Consider the following 24,534-nt stretch of genomic DNA (forward strand, 5'->3'; position numbering starts at 1 on the left):
TCTAGAAGTACCCCTCGCGCTTGCGGTCTTCCATCGCGGCCTCGGACATCTTGTCGTCGGCGCGGGTGGCGCCGCGTTCGGTGAGCCGGGTGACGGCGATCTCGGCGATGACCTTCTCGATGCTGTCGGCGTCGGAGTCGACGGCGCCGGTGCAGGACATGTCACCGACGGTGCGGTAGCGCACCAGCCGCTTCTCCACGGCTTCGCCGGCCCTGGGGCCGCCCCACTCACCCGCGGTCAGCCACATCCCGGCGCGGGCGAACACCTCGCGTTCGTGGGCGTAGTAGATGGCGGGCAGTTCGATGTTCTCGCGGGCGATGTACTGCCACACGTCCAGCTCGGTCCAGTTGGACAGGGGGAAGACGCGGACGTGTTCGCCGGGGGCGTGGCGGCCGTTGTAGAGGTTCCACAGTTCGGGGCGCTGGCGGCGCGGGTCCCACTGGGAGAACTCGTCGCGCAGCGAGAACACCCGCTCCTTGGCGCGGGCCTTCTCCTCGTCGCGGCGTCCGCCGCCGAAGACGGCGTCGAACTGTTCGGCCTGGATCTTCTCGGTCAGCGGCAGCGTCTGCAGCGGGTTGCGGGTGCCGTCCGCACGCTCGCGCAGGACGCCGCGGTCGATGTAGTCCTGCACGGAGGCGACGTGCAGCCGCAGCCCGTGCCGTTCGACGGTGCGGTCGCGGTAGTCGAGGACCTCGGGGAAGTTGTGCCCGGTGTCCACGTGCAGCAGCGAGAACGGCACCGCCGCGGGCGCGAACGCCTTCAGCGCGAGGTGCAGCATGAGGATGGAGTCCTTGCCGCCGGAGAACAGGATCACCGGCCGCTCGAACTCACCCGCCACCTCACGGAAGATGTGCACCGCCTCCGACTCGAGAGCATCGAGGTGGGGGAGTGCCTCAACGTCCTCGGGCACCGCCTCGCGCAGTTGCGGCGCTACCGTCATGCCAGGCCCCTCTCGGTCAGAAAGGTGTGCAGTTCGGCGGCGGTGTCGGCCACCGTCCTGCCCTGTGTCCGGATCCGCAGCTCCGGCGTCCCTGGAACCTCGTACGGGTCGTCGACGCCGGTCAGCCCCGTCAGCTCACCCGCCGCCTGCTTGGCGTACAGGCCCTTGACGTCGCGCACCGAGCACACCTCGACGGGGGTGGCCACGTGCACTTCCACATACGGCGTGCCGTTCGCCTCGTGGCGCTCGCGGACCGCGTCGCGGCTCTCCGCGTACGGGGCGATCACCGGGACCAGTGCCGTGACGCCGTTGCGGGCGAGGAGTTCGGCGACGAAGCCGATGCGCTGCACGTTGGTGTGCCGGTCCGCGCGGCCGAAGCCGAGGCCCGCGCAGAGCAGTCCGCGGATCTCGTCGCCGTCGAGGACCTCGACGCGGCGGCCGGTGACGTGCAGCCGTCGGGCGAGGGCACGGGCGAGGGTGGACTTGCCCGCGCTGGGCAGCCCGGTCAGCCACACGGTGGCGCCGCCCGCACCGGCGGCTGCCCCGGCGGGGCCGGTCCTGGTGGCCGGGGTGTGCGCTGTGGTCACGGTGGGGCCCTCCTGGACGGGGGATGGCGTGGGGGAGCGAGCAGAGGCGGTGCTCAGGCCGTGGCGAACTCGGCGAGGGTCCGGCCCAGGACGTCCATGTCGATCCGGTGCCAGGAGCCGGGCAGTTCCAGCGACCGGCCGGCGGGCAGGGCGGCCGCGGTGGCCCGTGCCGCCGCACGCAGCCACTCGCTGGTGCCGGAGCTGTTGAGGACGAGGGTCTGCGTGGTGTACCCGGCGAGCCGTCCGGCCGGGACGGTGCAGTCGCCGCAGATCGCCACGTCGTAGGCGAGGGTGTGGGCGTTCGCCTCGTTGACCGCCCAGATCGGTCCCTTGCGCCACTGGGCGACGGTGTCCGGGGTCAGCCCCAGGAAGCTGCCCAGGTAGTACTCGACCGCCTCCTGGCGCCGGTCCTCCTCCATGAGGACACGCAGCGTCTTGGCGACGTTCCACGGCGGCTTCGGGAAGCCGTCGACCCGGTAGAAGGGCTCGTGCAGCGCGAGCCTGGAGATCGCCGTCCCGGCGAGCGCCGCCTCGACGGCCAGGTTCGCGCCCGAGGAACCGGCGAACACCACCGCCGAGCCGCCCGCCTCCTGGATCACGGCCTGGAGGTCCTCGATCTCGCGGGCCACGTCGTAGTGGGGGCTGTCGCCGCTCTTGCCGCGGCCGCGGCGGTCGTAGACGTAGGTGGTGCAGTGCGGCGCCAGTTCGGGAACGAGCGCGTCGAAGATGGTGTGGTCGCGGAAGGAGCCGTTGAGGAGCACGATCGGTGGTCCGTCGCCGGCCTTCTCGTAGGCGATCGTCGTGCCGTCCCGGGAAACGACCTTGCGCATCACGTACTCCTCACGCCGAAACGGAGGTGCTCTCACCTCCCCGTCTGGCGGCATCCTCGGCCGCCGCGCTGGACCACGGGTCGAGGACCGGTCGCAGAGCCCCTGCGCCGCGCTCGTCCCCCACCGGCCGCGCTCCCCTACGCCGCCGCCCGGCCCCTCCCGCCCCCGCCCGCACCAGCGGCCCGCGAGCCGCGCCACAGCCGCAGTCCACCCGACCGCCCTGTCATGACAGTGGCGAAGCAAGGCGCGGCGGCAGCCGTCAGCGGCGCGTCAGTCCCTGGGGCGGCACCGGCGGCGACAGCGGGCCGGGCCCGTCGTCCCGTCCCGCCGCCGACCACCGGGAGACCGACATGAGCGACCGGGTCGCACTCGGCCAGGTGCACGCCGCGCTCGTCTCCCTGCCCGGGGTGCGGGACGCGGCCGTCGGCCTGGCCGGACACGGCCCGGACGGCCCGCGGATCGTCGCCCACGTGGTGACGGGCACGGCGCCGGCCGACCTGCGTGCCGCCCTGGCGGCGCGGCTCCCCGCCCACCTGGTCCCCGCCCGCTTGTACCGGGTGCCGCACATCCCCCTGCGCGCGGACGGCAGCACCGACCGGCCCGCCCTGGCGCACCTGACCTCACCGGAGCCCGAGCGCGCGCGTGAGCCCGATCCCGATCCGGGGCCCGATCCCGATCCGGGGCCCGATCCTGATCCGGGGCCCGGGCGCGAGCCGGTGCCGCCGCGTGCGCCCGAGCCGGACCCGGTGCCGCCCCGTGAGCCGCAGCCGCTACCGGCCACCGCCCCCACACGCCCGGGGGAGTCCCGCCACCACCCCCCAGGCCACCCCCCAGGCCACCCCTCAAGCCATTCCCCGGACCACCCCGCCCCCACCCCTCACCCTCCACCGGCCACCCTGCCGCTCACCCCCCACCAGCACACCCTCCTCCTGGACGCCCTCGCCCACCCCGACCCCGGCCGGCACGTGGAGCAACTGCACTGGCGCTGGCGCGGCCCCCTGGACACCGAACGGTTCACCGCCGCCTGGCAGTCGGTGGCCGACCGGGAGACCGTCCTGCGCGCCGCCTTCGACTGGGAGAACGGACCACGCCTGCTCCTGCACGCACACGCCGGCATCGAAGTCGTCCGGCATCCGGCCGGCTCCGTCGGCTTCCAGCACCTGAGCACACGCGACCGCACACGCGGCTTCGACCTGCGCCGCCCGGCCCTGCTGCGCCTGAACCTCCTCGACGACAGGGCCCCCGCCGGCGCCGGCCACCACCCGGGCGTGCGGGTGCTGCTCACCTTCCACCACGTCATGCTGGACGGCTGGAGCGTGGCGGTCCTGCTGCAGGAGTTCTACCGCGCCTACCTCGCCGGCGGCCGCCTGCCCGGCGGCGAACGGCGCCCCGACATCCGCGACTACGCACGCTGGCTCGCCCGCCAGGACACCGCCCCCGCCCGTGACTTCTGGTCCCGCGCCATCACCCCGGGCACCGCCCTGGTCCTGCCCGGCGTGCCGGGACCGGCCACCGGCCGGAACGGGACCGGCCGCAGCGAGGCCCGCCTCGGCGCCGCCCAGGCCGGCCGGCTGCGCGCCTGGGCGGCGTCCTGCGCGGCCACCGAGGCCGGCGCGCTGCAGGCGGCGTGGGCCCTGCTGCTGTACCGGGCGGCGGACGCCACCGGGCCCGCCACGGTGGGCTTCGGCGTCACCGTGCCCGGCCGCGGCATCGCCCTCGACTCCGTCGAACGGCTGCCCGGCCTGCTCACGAACACGCTGCCCGTGACCGTGCGGGTCGACCCCGCCGCGCCCGTCACCCGGCTGCTGGCCCAACTGCGCGACGCGGCCCTGGACATCGCCTCCTACGAGTGGGTCTCGCTCGGCCAGGTCCACCGGTGGAGCGGGTGCCGCGCAAACGAGGAACTCGCGCAGAGCGCCATCGCCGTCGAGACCCTGCGGCCCGGCCGCGACGACCTGCGCTCCGCCCTCGCCGCCCAGGGCATCAGCGTCACCCCACCCCGCCCGGCCGGCGCCCGGACCCTGTTCCCGGTCACCCTGTCCGCCCGCCGCGGCACCGACGACGGCCTCGTCCTGACCGCCGTACACGACCGCTCCCGGATCGCCGACGCCGACGCGTCGCGTCTGGTCGGCCAGTGCGCCCGGCTGCTGCGCGAACTGCCCCGACTGGGGGGCGGCACGGGCGGCGTGGCCGCCGCGCTCGCCGCCCTGGCCGGCCAGCCGCGGGTGCGGATGGCCCAGGCACCCGCCGGGCCCGCTTCCAGTGAACCGACCCGAGGAGAGCCCCGGCCATGACCACCCCCCGTCGGCGCCGCACCCCGGCCCACGCCCCCGGCCACCCCGCCGCCGGCCGGACACCCGCCCCCGCCCCCACCCCCGTGCCCGGATCCGAGGACGCGTCCGTGCCCGGATCCAAGGACGCGTGATGAACACGCAGCACCTGCGGATCGCCCTCGTGGGAGCCGGCCCCCGCGGCCTGTCCGTACTGGAACGGATCTGCGCCAACGAACGCGCCGCCCCCTCACCCCGCCGGGTCACCGTCCACCTCGTGGACCCCGCACCGCCCGGCGCCGGACAGGTCTGGCGCACCGACCAGTCACGGCTGCTGCTGATGAACACCGTCGCCTCCCAGGTCACCGTGTTCACCGACCCCACGGTCACCATGAAAGGACCGGTGGAACCCGGCCCCGACCTGTACACCTGGGCCCGCTCCCTGGCCCGGACCGCCACGCCCGGCGGCCCCTTCGACGACGCCACCCGCGCCGAGGCACACGCCCTGGGGCCCGACGCCTACCCCACCCGCGCCTTCTACGGCAGCTACCTGCAGGACGCCTACCGGCGCATCAGCCGGCGGGCGCCGGCCCACTGCCGCATCGTCGAGCACCGCACCCGCGCCGTCGCGCTGCGCGACCAGAGCGACGAACCCGGCGGCCCCCAGATCCTCACCCTCGCCGACGGCACCCGCCTGCGCGGCCTGGACGCCGTGGTCCTCGCCCAGGGCCACCTGCCCCGCCGCCCCGGCGCCCAGGAATCGGCCTGGACCCGCACCGCCGCGGAACACGGCCTGACATACGTCCCGCCCGCCAACCCCGCCGACCTGGACCTCGACACCATCCCACCCGGACAGACCGTGCTGATGCGCGGACTCGGCCTCAACTTCTTCGACCAGATCGCCCTGCTCACCCTCGGCCGCGGCGGCCGCTTCGTCCGCCGCCGGGGCCGCACCGTCTACCTCCCCTCCGGCCGCGAGCCACGCCTGTACGCCGGCTCCCGGCGCGGCGTCCCCCACCACGCACGCGGCGAGAACCAGAAAGGCCCCAGCGGCCGCCACGAACCACGCCTGCTCACCGCCGCCGCCATCGACCGGCTGCACCGCCGCCGGCGCGAAGGAGAACCGGTCCGCTTCACCACCCACCTGTGGCCGCTGATCTCCGCGGAAGTCGAGAGCGTCTACTACGAGACACTGCTGCGCACCCGCCACCGCACCCGCCAGGCCCCCCACTTCGCCGCCGCCTACCTCACGGCCGCCACCGCACACGAGCGCGAACACGTCCTGGACACCCACGGCATCACCCCCGCCCAGCGCTGGGACTGGGACCGCATCCAGCACCCCGCCCGGGGACGGCACTTCGCCGGCCGGGACCAGTTCCAGCACTGGCTCCTCACCCACCTGGACCAGGACATACGCCAGGCACGCGCCGGCAACGTCGACGGACCGCTCAAAGCAGCCCTCGACGTCCTGCGCGACCTGCGCAACGAAATACGCCTCGCCGTCGACCACGCAGGCCTGGACGGCGCCTCGTACCGGGACGAACTGGCCGGCTGGTACACCCCCCTCAACGCGTTCCTCTCCATCGGCCCGCCCGTCTCACGCATCGAGGAACTGACCGCACTGATCGAAGCCGGAACCGTCCGGCTCCTGGGACCGGGCACCCACGTGTCCCTGAGCACCGGCGCACACGGAGCCCGAGCCGCGTTCGTGGCCGGCGCCGGCCAGGTGAGCGCCGCCCCCGTCCGCGCCGGCGTCCTCATCGAGGCCCGCCTGCCCGAACCCGACCTGCGCAACACCGCCGACCCCCTGCTGCACAGCCTGCTGACCACCGGCCAGGCGACGCCCTACCGGATCAACAGCACCGGCGGCGCCTGGGAATCGGGCGGCCTGGCCGTCACCACCCGCCCCTACCACACCGTGGACGCCCAAGGCCGCGCCCACCCGCGGCGCTTCGCCTACGGCGTCCCCACCGAGTCCGTGCACTGGGTGACCGCGGCCGGTATCCGCCCCGGCGTCGACTCCGTCATCCTCGGCGACTCCGACGCCATCGCCCGCCACGTACTGCGCCTCGCCCCCGCCCGGCCCGCCACCCCCCTGCCCGCACCCCCCGCCGGCCTGCTGGAGAGGACACCATGACCGAGCACGCACCCCCCTTCGACGGCGGCCCGGACGCCGGACTGTTCTCCCCCGTACGGGCCGGCACCCCCGTCGAAGAGGCCGTCGGTGAAACGGCCTGGCTCCAGGCGATGCTGGACGCCGAAGCGGCCCTCGCCCGCGCCCAGGCCGCCCTGGGCACCGTCCCGCACTCCGCGGCCCGCGCCATCACCCGCGCCGCCCGCGCCGAACGCTTCGACCCGCGCGCCCTCGCCCTGCAGGCGCGACAGACCGCCAACCCGGTCGTCGCACTCGTCGCCGCCCTGACCGAGGCGGTGGCGGCCACCGACCCGCAGGCCGCCGAATACGTCCACCGCGGCTCCACCAGCCAGGACATCCTGGACACCGGCACCATGCTGATGTGCCGCCGGGCCCTGGACCTGATCCTCACCGACCTGGACCGCACCGCCGCCGCCCTGGCCCGCCTCGCCCGCCGGCACCCGCGGACCGTCATGGCCGGCCGCACCCTCACCCTGCACGCCGTCCCCACCACCTTCGGCCTCAAGACCGCGGGCTGGCACCGCCTGGCCGTCGACGCCGCCGACCGCGTCCGCGCCGCACACCGCGGCCTGCCGGTCTCCCTCGGCGGAGCGGCCGGCACCCTCGCCGGATACCTGGAGTTCGCCGGCCCCCAGGCCCACCGGGCACCCCACCGCGACTATCCGCAGCAGCTCGTCACCGCCTTCGCCACCGAGACCGGCCTGGCCCGGCCCGCCCTGCCCTGGCACGCGCTGCGCACCCCGGTCGCCGACACCGCCGCCGCCCTCGCCTTCACCACCGGCGCCCTGGGCAAACTCGCCGCCGACGTACAGGTCCTGACCCGCACCGAGATCGCCGAGGCCGCCGAGCCCGCCGCCGCGGGACGCGGCACCTCCTCGGCCATGCCGCACAAACGCAACCCCGTCCTGTCCACACTCATCCGCAGCGCCGCCCTGCAGGTGCCCCTGCTGACCGCCGGGCTCACCCAGTGCCTGGTGACCGAGGACGAACGCTCGGCGGGCGTGTGGCACGCCGAGTGGCTCCTGCTGCGCGAGGCGCTGCGCCTGGCCGGCGGCGCCGCCCACACGGCCGCGGAACTGGCCGCCGGCCTCACCCCGGACCCCCAGCGCATGCTGCACAACCTCCGCCTGACCAAGAGCCAGGTGGTCAGCGAACGCCTGGCCGCCCTCCTGGCACCCCGCCTGGGCCGCACCCGCGCGAAAGACCTCCTGGCCCACGCCTCGCTCACCGCCCACCAGCAGCAGCGCCCCCTGCTGGACGTTCTGGCCACCCTGCCGGACGTCACCGCGCACCACACCGTGGAAGAACTCGAAAAGCTCCTCGACCCCACCGCCTACGTGGGCGCCGCACCGGCCCTGACCGCCCACGCCCTGACCGCCCCCACCCCGCCCCCGCCCGCGGAGTGACACCGGCACACCGCGGCAGCTGCCGCCAACACCCGCCCGCACGTGGCCGATTCAAGCCGTGCTCCAGGCACGTCGGCGAGGCTCAGCACCAGCCCACACGCTCCCACCACGGCGACCGAGGAGGTGCGACACCATGCCGGACGGCACACCCCTCACCCTCTACTGCCTCGCCCACGCCGGCGCCGGCGTGTCCGCCTTCACGCACTGGCCCGCCACCACCGGCCCCGCGGTGCACGTCGTCCCCCTCCTGCTGCCCGGACGCGGCGCCCGCCGCCGCGAAACCCGCGCCACCACACGCGCCCAGCTCCTCGAGGCCCTCCTGGGCCCGCTGGCCGAACAGATCACCGACGGCCGCCCCTACGCCCTGTACGGACACAGCCTGGGCGGCGTCGTCGCCCACACCCTCACCCGCGCACTGCTCGACCTCGCGCTGCCCGCCCCCGCATTCCTGGCCGTCGGCGCCAGCCCCCCGCCCCACGCCGCCACCCCCCACCACGGCGAGCTGAGCGACACCGACCTGCTGCGCTTCGCGAGCGACCTCGACGCGGCACCCCACGGCCCCCTCGCCGCCCCCGGCAGCCTCTGGTACCGCACCGTGCTGCCCGTACTGCGCGACGACCTCCTGCTCGCCACCGCCCTGCGCACCGCCGCGCTCGCCGACGCGGCACACCGCCCCCTGCCCGTGCCCGTCCTGGCCGTCGACGGCCACAACGACCCCGTCGTCGGCGCGGCCACGCTCGACGGCTGGGCGCGCTGGACCACCGGCCGCTTCGTCCGGCGCACCGTCCCCGGCGGCCACTTCTTCGTCCGCGGCCCGCACGCACCCCGGCTGATCGGGCGCGCCTGCCGCGTGGTGCGGCGCACTCGGCCCGTACCTGGGCTCATAACTGGAGGACAACTGTGAGGGACAACCGATGAGGCGGGTCGTCATCACCGGCATCGGGGTCGTGGCCCCGGGCGGCGTGGGCACCCGCGCGTTCTGGAACACGCTGACCGCGGGCCGCACCGCCACCCGCGGCATCACACTCTTCGACGCGAGCACCTTCCGCTCACGCATCGCCGCCGAAGCGGACTTCGACCCCGCCGCCCACGGCATCGGCCCCGCCGACGCCACCCGCCTCGACCGCGCCGCCCAGTTCGCCCTCGCAAGCGCCCGCGAAGCGCTCGAGGACAGCCAACTGGCCGGCGTCCTGGACCCGGTGCGCACCGGCGTCACCCTCGGCAGCGCCGTCGGCTGCACCACCGGCCTCGACACCGAGTACGGCGTGGTCAGCGAAGGGGGCAGCACCTGGGAGGTCGACCACACCCGCGCCGTCGCGCATCTCTTCGACTACTTCGTGCCCAGTTCCATGGCCGCCGAGGTGGCCGGCGCCGTCGGCGCCCAGGGCCCGGTCTCCCTGGTCTCCACCGGCTGCACCTCCGGCATCGACTCCGTCTGCCACGCCGTCGACCTGATCCGCGAGGGCAGCGCCGACATCATGGTGACCGGCGCCACCGAGGCACCCATCTCCCCGATCACCGTGGCCTGCTTCGACGCCATCAAGGCCACCAGCCCCCGCAACGACACCCCACAAACCGCCTCACGCCCCTTCGACCGCTCCCGCAACGGCTTCGTCCTCGGCGAGGGGTCGGCCGTGCTGGTCCTGGAGGAGTTCGGGCACGCCCGCCGCCGCGGCGCCCACATCTACGCCGAGATCGCGGGATTCGCCGGCCGCAGCAACGCCTACCACATGACCGGCCTGAAGTCCGACGGCGCGGAGATGGCCGAGGCGATCCGCGCGGCACTCGACGAAGCCCGCCTGGACCCCACCGCCGTCGACTACGTCAACGCCCACGGCTCCGGCACCAAACAGAACGACCGCCACGAGACCGCAGCCTTCAAACGCAGCCTCGGCGACCACGCCTACCGGGTCCCGGTCAGCTCCATCAAATCCATGATCGGCCACTCCCTCGGCGCGATCGGCTCACTCGAGATCGCCGCCAGCGCCCTGGCCATCGAGCACAACACCGTGCCCCCCACCGCCAACCTGCACGAGGCCGACCCGGCCTGCGACCTCGACTACACCCCGCTGACCGCACGCGAACAGCGCACGGACACCGTCCTCAGCGTCGGCAGCGGATTCGGCGGCTTCCAGAGCGCCATCGTCCTGACCCGGCCGCGACTTGAGGAGGCGGCATGACCACGGCCACCCTCGACCGACCCGCCCGGCGCGCCGCCACCGGCGCCACCACCGGCTCCGTCGTCACCGGCATCGGCGTCACGGCCCCCAACGGGCTGGGCACCGAAGCCTGGTGGGCGGCCACCCTGCGCGGCGAAAGCGGCATCCGCCCGCTCACCCGCTTCGACGCCTCCCGCTACCCCGTACGCATCGCCGGCGAGATCCCCGGATTCGTCGACGAGGACCACCTGCCCAGCCTCCTGCTGTCGCAGACCGACCGCGTCACCCGCCTCTCCCTGACCGCCGCCAAGGAAGCCCTCGACGCCTCGGGCAGCGACCCCGCCACCCTGCCCGGCTACGGCGCCGGCGTCGTCACCGCCTCCTCCGCCGGCGGCTTCGAGTTCGGCCAGCGCGAACTGCAGGCCCTGTGGTCCAAGGGCGGCCAGTACGTCAGCGCCTACCAGTCCTTCGCCTGGTTCTACGCCGTCAACACCGGCCAGATCTCCATCCGCCACCAACTGCGCGGCTCCAGCGGCGTCGTCGTCGCCGAACAGGCCGGCGGCCTCGACGCCCTCGCCCACGCCCGCCGCCAGATCCGCAAAGGCGCCCGCCTGATGGTCACCGGCGGCGTCGACTCCGCCCTGTGCCCCTGGGGCTGGGCCGCCCACCTCGCCACCGGCCACCTCAGCACCACCGCCGACCCCGCCCGCGCCTACCGGCCCTTCGACGCCCGCGCCGACGGCCACGTCGTCGGCGAGGGCGGCGCCCTGTTCGTCCTGGAGAACGCCACCGCCGCCCGCGAACGCGACGCCCCCGTCTACGGCGCGTTCACCGGCTACGCCGCCACCTTCGACGGCCCCGGCACCCCACGCCTGGCCGACGCCGCCCGCCTGGCCCTCACCGACGCCGGCCTGGACGCCGCCGACATCGGCGTCGTCTTCGCCGACGCCGCCGGCACCCGCACCGCCGACCGCGCCGAAGCCCAGGCCCTCGCCGCCCTGTTCGGCCCCCGCGGCGTCCCCGTCACCGCACCCAAGACGATGACCGGCCGCCTCCTGGCCGGCGGCGCCACCCTCGACACCGCCGCCGCCCTGCTCACCCTGCGCGACCAGATCATCCCGCCCACCACCGCCACCACCCGGCCCGCCGCCGACTGCCCCCTCGACCTCGTCACCACCCCCCGCGAGACCCGCGTCCGCCACGCCCTCGTCCTCGCCCGCGGCCGCGGCGGCTTCAACTCGGCGGCCGTCCTGAGCGCCGTCTGACCGGACCGGCCGCCGGAACGACATCCCCCGCGTTCCGGCGGCCTCCCCGGCGGGTTAAATCCAGGGGTAAACACGTCGGCGAATCGGAGGGTAACGAATGCTACGGTGACCGGCGGAGGTGACCGGGTTCCATGCCGACGGAAGAAGAGCTGTTCGCGGCCGTTGACACACTGCTCGCCGGTGAGCCGCACCTGCCCGCCCCCGCCGAGCGGGCCCGCCTGAGAGAGAGGGCCGGCATCACCCAGGCCCGCCTCGCCCAGGTACTGCAGACCACGGCGCAGACGGTGAAGAACTGGGAGTCCGGCCGCGCCGAGCCCCGCCCCCCGCGGCGCCAGGCCTACCAGCGCCTCCTCGACGGCTGGGCACAGCAGTTCCCGCCCGCCGGCGCCCCCGAGGACACCCTCACCCCCGACGCCCCCGAGACTCCCGACGGTGCGGACACCGCCGCCCCCACCCCCACCGCCCCCACCCCCACCGCCACGGCACCCAGCCCCGCCCCACCCGCCACCGCCCGGCGCTTCGAACACGGCCCCCTCGCCGTCATCGACGCCGAGACCGGCCCGACACAGGCGTACTGCGTCGACGGCCTGGTCCTGGACGTGCCCGCCAAGTCCCTGCCGGCGCTCGTCGACTGGGCCCTGACCGAGGCCCGGCTCGGCCAGGCCCGCCTGCACGCCCACGGCCGCGACGCCGACCCCCTCCTCGTCCTCACCCCCTCCGCCCTGCGACGCTACGGCCTGCCCACCACCCTGACCGACGACGAACGCCGCAACGGCCGCCTCCCCGACAGCCACCGGACGGTCCGGCAACTGGCCCGCGCCGACTGGAAACTGACCCGACGCGGCCTGGGCCCCTGGGCGAGGATCTACCGCCCCGCCGACGGAGCGCGCCGCCACTGCGTCCAGCTGTGCATCCCGGCCTGGAACGCCCTGGACGCCCGCGAGTGGGACGACCGCGACACCCCGCGGCTGCCCACCATGCACCCGGCCGACCTCGCCCGCTACCTCACCACCTACGCCCAGCGCGTGATGACACCGCGCGGCACCGCGGCGGTCACCGGCCTGGAGCTGATGACCGCGCTGCACCCGCCGACCCGCGCACAGAAGGACCCCGCCACCGGCGAGTTCACCCGGGCCCTCAACGACGACGCGCTCACCGCGGTGCACGAGGCGGTGGAGTGCGAGGTCCCCGACGAACACCCCCTGCTCAAGGGCCGCTTCGCCCGCCACCACCTGCGCACCCCGGCCGAGATGCTGATGGAGGAGCCCTACGACTGGTGCCGGCCCCTCACCGACGAGGAGTGCATGCGGCCCTACCTGGTCGCCATCGACATCAACATGTCCTTCGCCGCCGCCGCCAACGGCCTCACCGTCGGCCTGGGCGGCCCCACCCACCGCACCGGCAACCCGCCCTTCGACCCCTCACTGCCCGGCTCCTGGCTGGTCGACCTCTCCCACGTCGACCTCTCCCGCATCCAGATCAACGGCCGCACCATCGACGCCGGCCGGCTCCCCTCCCCGTTCACCCCCAAAGGCGAACACCCCACCGGACCGGCCTGGTACGCCACCCCCACCGTCGCCTACGCGGTGGAACTCGGCTTCGAGGTCGCACCCGTCGAGGCGTACGTACGCACCCGCAACGGCCGCTACCTGGACGCCTGGTACAAGCGGCTGCGCGACGCCTACGTCGCCACGATGGCCGACCTCGGCGTCACCACCGGCATGGACGGCGCCGAGTTCCTGCGGGCGATGGCCCGCTCCCGGCACGCCGACGCGGCGCCGGCCCTGCTGGCCGGCGCCATCAAGGCCACCGCGAAGGGCGGCATCGGCAAACTCCGCCAGCGCAGCCGCGGCCAAGTGCCCCACTACGAACCGTGGCCGGCCCTGCAACGTGAGACGTGGCGCCCCGACATCCGGGCCGCCGTGCTGGCCAACCAGCGCGTCGGCCTGCACCGCAAACTGATGAAGACCGCCGCCGCGGCCGATCTCTACCCGGTGGCGATCGGCACCGACGCCGTCGTCTACCCCTCACCCGGGCCGTCCCCGCTGGACGTCCTGCCACACACACCCGAGGGCCGGCCCCTGCCGGGCACCTTCCGGCTCGGCATCTCCCCGGGCATGGTCAAACACCAGGGCACCCGCACGGTCCTGTGGGCCGAGGAGCAGTTCGAGCAGCAGGGCGGCGTCTTCAACATCGCCAACCACGTCAAGAACGATCCGCCCACCGGGGAAGGGGAGTAGCCGACGATGACAGACCCGGTCGGGGACGGCCTGGACCGCTCCCTGGAGGCAGCCTTCACCCGCCCCCTTCCCCGCAGCGCCCAAGCCCGGATGAGGTACCTGGTCAAGCAACTCAAGGGCACCGGGGCCGTCGCCCGACTCCTCGGCGTCTCCCAGCGCACCGTGGAGCGCTACGTCAAGGGACAGCTCAAACGGCCCCGCCCGGACCTGCGCGACCGCATGGAACGCGAGGTCAGAAAGCGCTGGCAGCCGAAGGTGCGGCAACGGGCCAGGACAAAGGCGTCCACCACAGACGGCCTGATCCTCTCCACCCGGGCCCGCTTCGGCTTCACCGCGGCTCCCGGCACCACGGACGACGCCCGAGTCCGCGACATCACCCAGGCCCTCACCCCCCAGTGGGCGGACCGCCTGTTCACCGCCCGCGACCAGGGCGCCACCGAACAGCAGCTCCAGCGCATCGCCGCCGAGGGCCTCGCCGAGATGTACTTCCGCTACAACAACACCCGCGCCCACGGCCTGGGCGTGGAGTTCACCGACATCGACCGGCTCGACATCGGCCTGTAGCGCCCGGCCCGGCCCGCACGAACCCGGGGCCCCGCTGCTAGCTGTAGGGCCCCCACCGGCGGTTCAGGGTGTCGTACGTGTACCGGGGCAGGCCCTCGATGGCGCTGGTGCGAAACGGGCGGCCGCCGTCGTCGATACGGACCGTGCCGGTGCGGCCCTGGGAGGACCAGTCCAGTTCCAGGTACCAGCGGCAGTCGCACGCGCGGGTGCCGGCGGTGACCAGCAGCACTTCGGGGTCCGTCGCGGAGACCCGGTAGGGCATGCGCACGGCCGGGATCGGCGTGCCGGAGTCGTTCCCGGCGACCGCACGGGCGAGGGGGCGGTCCTTGTCCAGGTCCACGGCGAAGGACCGGGGTGTGACGGCGCCGCCGCAGCCCTGGTCCATGGCGTAGGCGCTGCCTTCGGCCGGCGCGGTGCGTCCGCTCACCCGCACGCGCAGCGCCTCCAGCACGACGGCGGTGTCGCTGCGCCCCTGCACCGTCAGCTGCACGAGTGTCTCGCCGCCGTGCACCGCCCCCTGCGTCGCCGCCCAGGGCGCGGCGTCCTGCGGGGCGGGGGGAGGGGGGACCTGGGCGGGCTCCTTGGCGATGACGTAGTCGTGCCCGCAGCCGAGTTTCCAGGCCTGGGAGTTCACGGACCAGGCCAGCGGCAGGCGGGCGGGCTGCCCGCCGCCGCCGGCGGTGGCGGACGCCGCGCCGGACGGGGCCGTGGTGGCCGGCTTCTTCCCGGGTGCGGTCGGCTGCGCAGAGCGTGCGGCGCCGGGGGTGCGGCTCGCGGGGGGCGAGGTGCTCGGCCGCTGGGATGCCCCGGTCCTTGCCGTGCTGGAGGCGGACGGGACGGCTGCCGCCCGGGCGGGAGTGCCGGCGGGCGCCCGCTGCCCGTCCGCCAGCGCGGTCAGCGCCCCGAGCGTCGCGAGCACAGCACAGGCGCAGGCCAGTGCGGCCACAGCACGTCTGCGGCGGTACCACGGCCGGCGCGGCGGGGACAGCGCGGACCCCGCGGGCGCGAGATCCGGTCCCGCGGCCGTGGCACCCCCGCCGGCCCCGGCCGCAGGACCCGGCCCGACGGCGCCCTCCACCGCGGCGCCCGCACCGTCCTGCGCCGCCTCGTCCGCGGCATCCGCTGCGTGAGCGGTGCGGGGCCGATGGCGGGCCGCCACGGCCAGGAGCCAGCAGCGGTGAAGTTCCAGGCGCTGTTCGGGCGTTGCCCCGCACAGCGCCGCGAAGCGTTCCACGGGCGCGAAGCCGAGCGGCACCGCGTCGCCCGCGCAATAGCGGTGCAGCGTCGAGGTGTTCATGCCCAGCCGGCGGGCCAGCGAGCCGTAGCTGCGGTCGGTGCGCTCCTTCAGCGCCCGCAACTGCGCCGCGAACCGCGCGACCTCACCGCCGCCTTCGTCGTCCTGTGCCGACACAGGTCCCCCGTCCTCGTTGCGACCCACGCCCCGGCCCGGGACGGCGTCCCAGGCATCCGTGTACCTGCACGTCAGCGGGGCTGGGATGGTTCCACCGTGTCCGGTCGCCGGCGGGCTGTTGCACCCGCCCGCCGCCCGGGCCGATGCTCTGGGTGGCGCACCGGCCGGGCCGGATCCGGCCGCCGTCCACGCACTCGTCCCACGGGGGGAACACCCATGTCCATGCGCATCCGAACGGCCGCCGTGACCGCCCTGGCCGCCGCCCTCACCGCCGGCGCGGTCCTGACGGCACCCGCCGCGACCGCTACACCGAAGACGCCGGCGCCCGCGTTCCTGTCGGCGTCCCAGTTGCCGCCGCACCCGACGTCGTCCTGGACGGCCGGGCCGGTCACCGAAGGCTTCCCCGAACAACTCGACCTGTGCGTCCACACGGAGGGCGTGCCCTCCTACGACTACCGCCACCGCACCTTCCGCACCGACCTGGACACCGGCGCCGTGCAGCTGACCGTCGTCGCGGACACGGCCGCCCACGCCAAGGCCCTGGCCAAGCACTACGACGACCTGATCCGCACCTGCGCCGACCGCATCGAGGAGTCCTCGCCCGACACCGTGGCCGAGGGCCGCGACTTCGGCACGCTGCCGGTCGAGGAGGGCGCCCGCGTCCGCGGCCTGCACACCGAGACGTCCTGGGGCGCCACCGACATCGCCCTGCTGTCGGTCGGACGGGACAACAGGACCGTCACCGTCGTCCAGTGGGCACAGCTGGGCGACTTCACCGACGCGCCCGTGGCCGCCTTCAAGAAGACCACGACCCGGGCCGTCAACAAGCTGTACTGACCGGCCCGCCACCCCAGAGCCGGGTCCGTCCTCCCGCCACGGGGGTCGGGAGGACGGACCCGCCCCGCTCACCCCGCCCGGGCCGTGTCCACCACGAGCCAGCGCTCCGCGGGGTGGCGCACCGCGTCACCCGCGTAGCCGAGGAGGTGGTGGACACGGCCCGGCTCGCCCGCCACGACGTCCTCCAGGACGAACGTGTTGTCCTCGGCGGCCGGGACCGGCGGCAGGCCGGCAACCCGGCTGCCCTCCATCCGCCGCACCGTGACCTGCTGCACCGTGACCTACGACGCCCCGGCCAGGGCCGGCCCCTCCGGCTCCAGGCGTCCGCTCACCCTGAACGGTCCCGCGGCGACGGCCGGTGAGTGCGTCACGTCCGCGAACCTCGACGGGGCCAGGGCCTGGCGCGTGCGGATCGTGTGCAGCCAAAACCGGCTGCCCGCCTCGTCGGAGGTCACGACGAAGAGCTGTTCGCCGTCCCCGGAGAACTCCATGCCGCGCGGGACGACGCGCCGGCCCGCGGCCTCGTCCTCGAAGCTGATGCGCAGCGGCTGCCGCCCGACGGCCGGGTCGGCGAACGCCAGGGTCAGGTCGGCCTCCTCGCCCGACGCCGCGCCGCCCTGCGCGAACCACGTGCCGTCGGGGCTGAAGGCGACGGCCGTGGGCGCCACGCCCTGGGGCAGGGGCGCGTAGGGGTTGTCCAGGAAGCGGGCGTCGCGACCGCCGAGCAGCACGGTCCCCCTGTCCCCGTCGGCCACCGCGAGGACGGAGCCGTCCGCGGAGAAGGAGGCGTCCCGGAAGTCCATGCCCGGGCCGGTGCCGTCCTCGGTGAAGCGGCGCTCGCCCAGGAACTCCAGCACGCCGCCGTCCGCCCCGTCCGTCACCCGGTAGATCCCCAGGTCCGGGTCGTCGCGCGGATCCGTGCGCTCGGGAGCGGTCACCAGCAGTGCGCCGGGCCCCCCTTCGAGATGGACCGGGGAGCCCGTGTACATGACCGTGCCGGCCTCGCCGCCGGCTCTCGCGGCGACGTTGACCGTGCCCAGCCCGCCGGCGCACCCTGCGGGTGACTCGGCGGGCCGGCTGGTGAAGAACAGCCGGCCGCCGGTGTGCACCAGTTCCCGCCCGCACCCGTCGGCCGGCGCCGCGACGGGGCCCAGTCGCTCCAGGATCCCGCTGCGGTGCGAGAAGGCCGCGATGTGGCCGGCCTGCCCGGCGTAGACCGTCGAGCCGTCCGGCTCGACCGCGACCCCGGACAGCGGAGCGTCCGGCCGCGCGCTCGCGAGGGCAGGCCCGGTGCCCGCGTAGAGCACGCCGAGCAGTTCACCCTCGCGCGACCCGTCCGGTAAGACCCGGTCGCCGGCGATCCACACCCGCCGGCCGGCGTCGTCCACCGTCATCTGCGTGAACGTCGCGGCCGCCAGCTCCATCCCCGGCCCGGCCGGCACCACCACCTCCCCGGCACCGTCTGGGGCGGCCGACGCTGCCCCGGTGCCCGCCGTCAGCGCGGCCCCCGCCAGCACCCCCGCCAGCAGCACCCCCGTCATCCGGCTGCTGCCTCTTCCCCACGTGTTCCTCAACGCCGATCCCCCCTGTTGCCGGCAGCGCCACCCCGGACTGGGCGACGCGCGTACGAAAACGAAAACGCCGTCAATGATCTGAGAAAGCCTGCAAATTGTCATAGCCGACTCACACCGATGTCCAAGCGGCACAACGGGTCTGCCTCCGTTGACGCGAAGCGGGGGCGGCGTGGGTTCAGGCGCCGACGGGCTCGTTGGGCGGGGCACCGGTGGCGACGACGGCCGTCCCCCCCCGAACCGCCCAGCCACTGGGGACGGTAGCTCGCGAGCCGGCGCGGCCGGACGCGTCGACGCCTTCCGGACGCACTTGGTGGACCCAACTGCATGGCACCTGCAGACGAATGTGCGTACGATCCGTACCTTCGCATACACATTCGCTTGCGCATTCGCATGCGGTGATGCTGAGGGTGGGGATGTACATGAACAACGGCTACCGCAGATCCGTGCTGCCAAGTGGCGCCTGAAGAGCCGTCTGGGGGCCTTGGCGGCAGCAGGCCTGCTTGCCCTGATGCCGCTCGGCGTGGCGCACGCGGACGAGCCCAACCCGCCCGCCACACCGACCGAGCAGGGCATCGCAGGCGGCAGCGGCGTCGGCTGCGCCAAGGACGAATCCACTGCGGGCACCATCGGCAGCCCGCAGCCGCGGCTGACCGCCCGTGTCCACGGCGACACCGACAACTCCCAAACGGCCGGCCTACGAGCCGACTTCACCGTCGACAGCCGAAACGCGGACGGCTCATGGACACCAGTGACTGCCACACTGGCGCCCTCCACGGGCTTCGTGGACGACGGCACGGTCGTCACCGCCACCCTGACGACGACTCTCTCCCCAAACACCCTCTACCGTATGAACGCCGTCACCCGGTCCTATACCGGCAGCCAGTACACGGTCTCGGCCGCCACCGCATTCTGCTACTTCACGGTGGATCCGACGGCCCCGCTGGCCCCCAGAATCATCTACGGCGGGCCCTACACCGAGTGCACCTCCACCCACTGCACTGCCCACGGCGGCGCGGGCATCCCGGGCACCTTCACCCTCGCCCCCGCCGATGGAGACTCCCCGATCATCGGCTACCGGTACAAATTCAGGACCGACGCCACATGGACACACGTCTCCGGATCCTCGGCGACCATCACGTTCACCCCGCCGTCCCGCACGTTCGAGACCCTGGAGGTCGCGGCACAGGACACATTGAGCCGGTACGGGGCCAGCACGACCACCTCCTTCATGGTCGCGTAACAACGACCCACACTCCCGGCGCCGGCTCCCCTCCGCAGGGAGCCGGCACCCAACCGAAGACCATCGCAGACAAGGGCCGGCCCCCGACGCGGCGAAAGCGAGCACCCGGCACCACGACTGAGCCAGGCAACTGCACCCAGGCGAAGGGAGCCCGCGTCCCTCACCGATCAGGACAGATCGACACCCAGCCGGATCTGACTGTCCGCGGTGGCCACGATCGTCTCGCGGACGCTGCGGGGCCCCCAGCCCAGTACCAAACTGGCCTTCTCGTTGCTGATCACAGAGATGCGGCCGTGCAGGACTGCGGCGTCCAGCAGGAGCTCAGCGGCCTGGAAGGGCAAGGACTGGCCGCCCTTTCGCCGAACAGACGAGACGGGAATGCCTCCGGCCGCCGGTAGACGACCGTGAGCTGCTATGCCCCTACCTGGCCGTACAGATGGCCAGAACACCGCGGAAGCGCACGGGTCCGCTCTTTGGGCGGAACGTCACGGCTTATGCGAACGGCCGGGAGGTCGACCTGAGGCGCAACGACCAGCGCATCCCGATCACGGACAGCTGCTCCACCCGCTCCGGCGACAGCGCCGCGGCCCTGCTCCGCTGATTCCCGACCCATGCCCCCAGCCGAAGCTCCCGCTCCTCCCACTCCTCGCCGCTGTCGCCGTCTCCGCAGATGACGATCCGCTCGACATGCTGCCTCGGGACTCGAAGGTGCCCCTCGCGCTCGTAGAACTGCTTGGCGGCGGCGTAGTTCATCGCCCACTTGTCGGCCTGCGTACGGCGCGGCCGCGGCTTCTCGCCCTCGCTCGCGAACTCGATCCCGAGGATGTGCTCACACATCCACTGCTGGACGGTCGTGAGCTGGTCCCACCCGAGCCGCACCGACTGCACCCACCGCCCGAGGTCCTCGCCCTGGCGCACGGCCTCGCCCGCCTCGGTGGGCAGCGTCTCACCCGCGTCCAGGTGCATCCTCACCAGGTGGAAGCAGCGCTGCCACGTCACCGGCCAGCTCGGGCACCAGGACGCGTCGATCTCCTCCAGCTGCTCACGCCGCTCGTCCGACAGCGCCCCGGCCAACGACTGAACCGGCAGCCCATCGGCACGCCGCTGCTCGATTTCCTGAGCCTTCCGAGCGGCGGCCCGCGCGTTTTTCAGAAAGATGCCCACCCGATACCCCTGGAAGGTGGCGTCCAGCGGGGCCAGGAGGTGGCCGTGTTCGGCCGCCCACCCGCGCGCGGCGGACAGGCCCTCCTCCCACGCGACGTCGAAGTGCGACCAGATCATGCCGAGCTTCTCCAGCTGCGCGACGCGGTCCTCATCCATGTCACCGCGGGCGTAGAACCTGCGCGCGTCGGCGGTCCACTGCCCGAGCGGGAACCCGGCGAGCGAGGCCGGCCACCCGGTGGCTTCCGCCTCCTGGTCGTCGACGGCGGGCACGCGGAACGTGAACGGCACCTTCAAGTCGCCGTGCACGCGGGCGTAGATGACGGCGGCCTCCACGCCGCGCCGCCAGTGTTCGTGTTCCGGGTTGAGGACTCGCAGGTTGATGAACGCGGCGAGGGCGGCCGGGTCGCGGGGCGTGGAGAACTTCAGCAGGGCCTTGGCGGGGGCACTGACGCCTCCGGAGCCCTCGCCGTTCCCACCCGCGCTCTTCCCGCTCTCATCCCTGCTGACGGGCTTGTAGCGGCTCGGGGCCTGCTGCTCCGCGAGGCTCTCCACGATCCGCGCGTCGTGCGCCCGCAGCGCCTCCAAGAGCTTGGCGAGCCCGCCGAACGCCCGGGAGGTGAGCATGTTGTCCGCCGTCTCGCCCGGCCCGAGCAGCACCGGCACCACGAGCGACGCCATCTTGCCCTCGCCCGGCTGCATCCGCAGCGCTCGTCCAACCGCCTGGACCAGGTCGGGCATCGAGCCGCGTACGTCCGCCCAGTACACGGAGTCACAGCTTTTGGTGTCGACCCCCTCGCCCAGAACCTTCACCGAGCACAGGAAGCACTTCTCCACCACGGTCCCGTCCGTGGCGATCCCGGCCGCGAACTCACCCAGCAGACGCCGCCGGTGGAGCGGCTTGTGGTCGCCACACAGCCAGTCCGCCCAGATCGTCTTGGAGTACAGCTCGGGGTCGCTGGCGTGCAGCTGCGCGGCGACGTTCGGGAGGCCGGCCGCGAACGCTTCGGCCTCCTTGACGACGTGGTGGAAGACGAGCGTGCGCCGGAAGTTCTCCTCGGCCGAAGCCTTCACCAGGGCGGTCTGCAGAGCGGCGAGCCGGGCCCCGCGGACCTCTGCCGAGCGGCCTTCGGCGCCCAGGAGCTGCGCGGCCTGGAGGGCGGTGTCGGTGACGTCCACGCATACGACCTGGTAGGGGGCACAGATTCCCCGGTCGATGGCCTCCGAGAGGGTCAGGGTGAACGCCCTGCTGCCGAAGAGGCCCTCGGGGTCGTCTTCCATGCTCGCGACCAGCTCGCCGGGTGCGCCGGCCTCGTCCTCGTCCCCGAGCTGCCACAGCCGGGGCGTGGCCGTCATGTAGAGGCGGCGCAGGGACGGGATCTTATGGTTGTCGTGGACGACCGCCCACGGCTTCCCGATCCGGCCCGAAACACGGTGGGCTTCGTCCACGACGATCAAGTCCCAGGCCGCGAGGCCTCCGGCGTGGGCCCGCTCCAGCGTGCCCAGACCGAGACTGGCGTACGTGGCGTACACGGTCACCTTCTCCAGGCCCCGCGTCCACTCCACCAGCTCGTCCACGTCCGTGGTGTTGGGGAAGGACACCTCCTCACCCCGCAGCGAGGACACCCCGATCGTCGGCCCCCTACGGCCCCCCTCCCGCCACGCGGCCTCGGTCTGCGCCAGCAGGTCCAGCGAGGGCACGAGCACCAGCACACGGCCCGCATGGAGCTCCTCCGCGCTGTGGGCCGCCACCAGAGTCTTCCCGGACCCGGTCGCCATGATCACCTGCGTTCGAAGCCCTCGCTCGGGCACACGCGATCTTGCAGGCAATTCGAAGGCACGTAGTACCGAGTCCACGGCTTCCCGCTGGTGAGGGCGGAGTTCCTTCACGATCTTTTCGCCCTCCTTCTCATGGCGACCATGCCTGCACGGTGTGCCGTGGAAAGCTGCATGTAGATTGGTTGTCCCGGTAACCAGAGCGGTGCCAGCACCAGCCAGTCGGAAGAAGTCGGGACGCGGACATCGGAGACAAGACCGATGCTACCAGTGCTGCCAATCCACTCCAGAGCCTATCGGCGATTAAAAATGAAGCACACTGCCCTTACCGGTGGGAAGTGAGGCCAGGGCAGGAATTGACTGTCGGCGGGTAGCCGAAGCCTATGAGTCAGTCCAGGTGGCGAGGTCAACATCCGCTCCCGGCCCGAACGGTGAAGATCCTTCGATTCGGGCGCTGGTTCCACGCAGCGTTCGCGTTGCTGTGGTGCGCGCTGCTGATCGACAGGGTCGTGGGCGATGAAGGTACGGCAGCGGTCGCGTGGGCGGCTGCGTGCGCAGCCATGTTCTTGGCGTTCTTCCTCGGCACTCTGTGGACCCTCCACCGTCACCGACAGGAAGAGACGATACGGCTCCGGCACTAGCGTCCGGTGCCCCCTCGTATGAGAGATGACGGTTGATGCGCCCGCTGCCTGGGGGTAGCCGATAGGCATGGCAGACCATACATACCGGTTACATGAGGGCCGGGCCGAGACGCTCCGGACGATGCGGTGGGTGCAGCTCGCAGTGGCTGCCCTCATGCTGGTCTGGTTCGGACTGGCATTGCGGAGGGGGGGGAGTACGGGCCCGCGGGCTTCAATCTGTGGTTCCCGGGGGCCTGCGCGTTTATCTGGCCGGCCCTCGCGGCCCAGAGTTTCACCCGACCGAAACGCCATCAGGACGCGATTCAGACAGATGACGGGAGCCCCCTGTAGCCGCTCGGATCGGGTGCGGTGCTCGTTGGGCGCGTTCCGGGGTAGCCGGGGTGGCATGCGGAGACGGGAACGGCTGGCCGGGTGGTGGTCTCGGCAATGGGTGCGCTGGACAACTGCTGTGGCCGTGTGGCTTGTCGTTTGCGGGGCGTCCGCGGTGGTGTGGCGCGCCGTTACAGGCAAGACGTGGCTCGACGCGCTTGTCTTCGCGGTTCTCGTGGCCGTGGTCAATGTGGTGGCGCAGTGGATGGCGAGCCGGGCCAAGAGGAAAGCAGCAGCGCGTGACGGCTGAGTGAGCCAAGCCCCGCGCTCCGTGCCCTTGCTGCTCGGGCCGGCCCTTTGTGGCGCACAGTGCTCTGAAAGCCATGAGTCGTTGTACTCATGCGTGGCGGTCTTCCCGCGCGTCACACTGCCTTGACCGTGACAGACCATCAGGAGGGGCAGGCGTGATGAGTGCGCGTAGGACCGTAGCAGTGGCGTTGTTGGCGGCTTTCGGGGCGGTGGGTGCAGGGGCGGTGCCGGCCGCGGCGGATGGTGGTCTTCTTCCTCATCCCGGGCCTGAGGGCTTGGTGTGGGTGCAGGAGTGGACGGGTGATGGCGGGGTCGCGTCCGGTGGGGCATGGGAAGGGCTGCCGACCGTGCTCACGGTGGCCTGCGAAGGCGGAGGCAGTGCGGCGGTGACGATGGAATCGCAGCAAGCACGCGTGGCTGAGTTTACGGTGGACTGCCCTGCCGGCAGCGCGGGTGTGGGCTCGGTGACCATGGACCCCGGGGTCGTGCAGCGAGGTTCTTTCACTGTGGGCGTTGACGCCTCGAATGACAGTGTCCGCTGGGCTCTGACCGTGACCCAGCCCGAGTAGAACCGCCCGCCCCAGCCCCTTCTCCTCGCCGCCCGGGCCGCAGGCCCGTTGCCGCATCCCGCGCAGCGGGCGCGGCCAGGTGGCTGGAGCGCAGCGGAGGCCACCCCAGCAGGGCCGTAGGCCCTGCGCTCTGGGAGCGCAGCGGACTGAGCGTCACCGGCCCGGCGCAGCCGGGCCGGTGAGTGGGACGCGCAGCGTCCCGCTCCGCTCCCGCTCCGCGGGAGCGGAGCGGGAGCGCAACACCCGCGCGCAGCGCGGGTGTTCGCTTGCACATCGCGCAGCGATGTGGCA

The 24,534-nt window shown here is 73.4% G+C and carries 19 protein-coding genes; 11 read left to right on the top strand and 8 right to left on the bottom strand.

Going from position 1 to position 24,534, the window contains the following annotated elements:
• Nucleotide 1 precedes the first annotated feature (1 nt).
• Genes cysD through OIE75_RS40655 form a run of 3 tightly spaced genes read right to left on the bottom strand, consistent with a single transcriptional unit; the run spans nucleotide 2 to nucleotide 2,357 of the window.
• Entirely contained in the window at nucleotides 2–940 is a 939-nt protein-coding gene (gene cysD, locus OIE75_RS40645; protein ID WP_329468886.1) for a sulfate adenylyltransferase subunit CysD, read from the bottom strand.
• Nucleotides 937–1,527 carry an adenylyl-sulfate kinase gene (gene cysC / locus OIE75_RS40650; protein ID WP_443078251.1) on the bottom strand — a complete coding sequence of 197 codons (591 nt, stop codon included), beginning with the start codon at nucleotides 1,525–1,527 and terminating at the stop codon, nucleotides 937–939. Before cysC ends, cysD begins: the two co-directional genes overlap by 4 nt.
• Nucleotides 1,528–1,580: 53 nt before the next feature.
• Nucleotides 1,581–2,357: an alpha/beta fold hydrolase gene (locus tag OIE75_RS40655; RefSeq protein ID WP_329468884.1), complete on the bottom strand. Its 777-nt coding sequence runs from the start codon at nucleotides 2,355–2,357 to the stop codon at nucleotides 1,581–1,583.
• A 350-nt stretch (nucleotides 2,358–2,707) separates the two neighbouring features.
• Between OIE75_RS40655 and OIE75_RS40660 the strand changes: the two genes are divergently transcribed.
• From OIE75_RS40660 to tpg, 9 genes are all read left to right on the top strand, one after another.
• Nucleotides 2,708–4,651 carry a condensation domain-containing protein gene (locus tag OIE75_RS40660; protein WP_329468883.1) on the top strand — a complete coding sequence of 648 codons (1,944 nt, stop codon included), beginning with the start codon at nucleotides 2,708–2,710 and terminating at the stop codon, nucleotides 4,649–4,651.
• Nucleotides 4,648–4,782, top strand: a complete 135-nt coding sequence (locus tag OIE75_RS40665; protein ID WP_307017629.1) for a hypothetical protein — start codon at nucleotides 4,648–4,650, stop codon at nucleotides 4,780–4,782. Before OIE75_RS40660 ends, OIE75_RS40665 begins: the two co-directional genes overlap by 4 nt.
• Nucleotides 4,782–6,764, top strand: a complete 1,983-nt coding sequence (locus tag OIE75_RS40670; RefSeq protein WP_329468881.1) for an FAD/NAD(P)-binding protein — start codon at nucleotides 4,782–4,784, stop codon at nucleotides 6,762–6,764. Before OIE75_RS40665 ends, OIE75_RS40670 begins: the two co-directional genes overlap by 1 nt.
• Nucleotides 6,761–8,188 (top strand): lyase family protein, encoded by a 1,428-nt coding sequence (locus tag OIE75_RS40675; protein WP_307017633.1) that lies wholly within the window; start codon nucleotides 6,761–6,763, stop codon nucleotides 8,186–8,188. Before OIE75_RS40670 ends, OIE75_RS40675 begins: the two co-directional genes overlap by 4 nt.
• A gap of 133 nt (nucleotides 8,189–8,321) precedes the next feature.
• Nucleotides 8,322–9,092, top strand: a complete 771-nt coding sequence (locus OIE75_RS40680) for a thioesterase II family protein (protein WP_329468880.1) — start codon at nucleotides 8,322–8,324, stop codon at nucleotides 9,090–9,092.
• 10 nt (nucleotides 9,093–9,102) lie between these two features.
• Nucleotides 9,103–10,368: a beta-ketoacyl-[acyl-carrier-protein] synthase family protein gene (locus OIE75_RS40685; protein WP_307017638.1), complete on the top strand. Its 1,266-nt coding sequence runs from the start codon at nucleotides 9,103–9,105 to the stop codon at nucleotides 10,366–10,368.
• The gene (locus tag OIE75_RS40690; RefSeq protein ID WP_329468877.1) at nucleotides 10,365–11,612 is read left to right on the top strand and encodes a ketosynthase chain-length factor; all 1,248 of its coding nucleotides are present in this window, start codon (nucleotides 10,365–10,367) and stop codon (nucleotides 11,610–11,612) included. The genes OIE75_RS40685 and OIE75_RS40690 overlap by 4 nt, the downstream gene beginning before the upstream one ends.
• A 131-nt stretch (nucleotides 11,613–11,743) precedes the next feature.
• Nucleotides 11,744–13,852 (top strand): telomere-associated protein Tap, encoded by a 2,109-nt coding sequence (gene tap, locus OIE75_RS40695; protein ID WP_329468875.1) that lies wholly within the window; start codon nucleotides 11,744–11,746, stop codon nucleotides 13,850–13,852.
• A gap of 6 nt (nucleotides 13,853–13,858) precedes the next feature.
• Nucleotides 13,859–14,416 carry a telomere-protecting terminal protein Tpg gene (tpg, locus tag OIE75_RS40700; protein WP_307017644.1) on the top strand — a complete coding sequence of 186 codons (558 nt, stop codon included), beginning with the start codon at nucleotides 13,859–13,861 and terminating at the stop codon, nucleotides 14,414–14,416.
• Between the two features lie 37 nt (nucleotides 14,417–14,453).
• Here tpg and OIE75_RS40705 read toward each other — a convergent pair whose 3' ends face one another.
• Nucleotides 14,454–15,827, bottom strand: a complete 1,374-nt coding sequence (locus tag OIE75_RS40705) for a helix-turn-helix domain-containing protein (protein WP_329468873.1) — start codon at nucleotides 15,825–15,827, stop codon at nucleotides 14,454–14,456.
• A 216-nt stretch (nucleotides 15,828–16,043) separates the two neighbouring features.
• Here OIE75_RS40705 and OIE75_RS40710 point away from each other — a divergent pair, with 216 nt between their 5' ends.
• On the top strand, nucleotides 16,044–16,664 hold the full coding sequence (locus OIE75_RS40710) for a hypothetical protein (RefSeq protein ID WP_329468872.1): 621 nt from the start codon (nucleotides 16,044–16,046) through the stop codon (nucleotides 16,662–16,664).
• Between the two features lie 68 nt (nucleotides 16,665–16,732).
• Here the strand turns inward: OIE75_RS40710 and OIE75_RS40715 are convergent, their stop codons facing one another.
• On the bottom strand, nucleotides 16,733–16,939 hold the full coding sequence (locus OIE75_RS40715) for a hypothetical protein (protein ID WP_329468871.1): 207 nt from the start codon (nucleotides 16,937–16,939) through the stop codon (nucleotides 16,733–16,735).
• A 6-nt stretch (nucleotides 16,940–16,945) separates the two neighbouring features.
• Complete coding sequence (locus OIE75_RS40720; RefSeq protein WP_329468870.1) at nucleotides 16,946–18,205, bottom strand: hypothetical protein; 1,260 nt, start codon at nucleotides 18,203–18,205, stop codon at nucleotides 16,946–16,948.
• A 514-nt stretch (nucleotides 18,206–18,719) separates the two neighbouring features.
• On the opposite strand from OIE75_RS40720, the gene OIE75_RS40725 reads away from it, so the two are divergent.
• The gene (locus OIE75_RS40725; protein ID WP_329468869.1) at nucleotides 18,720–19,478 is read left to right on the top strand and encodes a hypothetical protein; all 759 of its coding nucleotides are present in this window, start codon (nucleotides 18,720–18,722) and stop codon (nucleotides 19,476–19,478) included.
• A gap of 167 nt (nucleotides 19,479–19,645) precedes the next feature.
• Here the strand turns inward: OIE75_RS40725 and OIE75_RS40730 are convergent, their stop codons facing one another.
• On the bottom strand, nucleotides 19,646–19,819 hold the full coding sequence (locus tag OIE75_RS40730) for a hypothetical protein (protein WP_329468868.1): 174 nt from the start codon (nucleotides 19,817–19,819) through the stop codon (nucleotides 19,646–19,648).
• A 151-nt stretch (nucleotides 19,820–19,970) separates the two neighbouring features.
• Nucleotides 19,971–22,532, bottom strand: a complete 2,562-nt coding sequence (locus OIE75_RS40735) for a DEAD/DEAH box helicase (protein WP_329473903.1) — start codon at nucleotides 22,530–22,532, stop codon at nucleotides 19,971–19,973.
• Nucleotides 22,533–24,534 lie beyond the last annotated feature (2,002 nt).

Origin of the sequence: Streptomyces sp. NBC_01723 (assembly GCF_036246005.1) — a bacterium.
Lineage (GTDB): Bacteria > Actinomycetota > Actinomycetes > Streptomycetales > Streptomycetaceae > Streptomyces.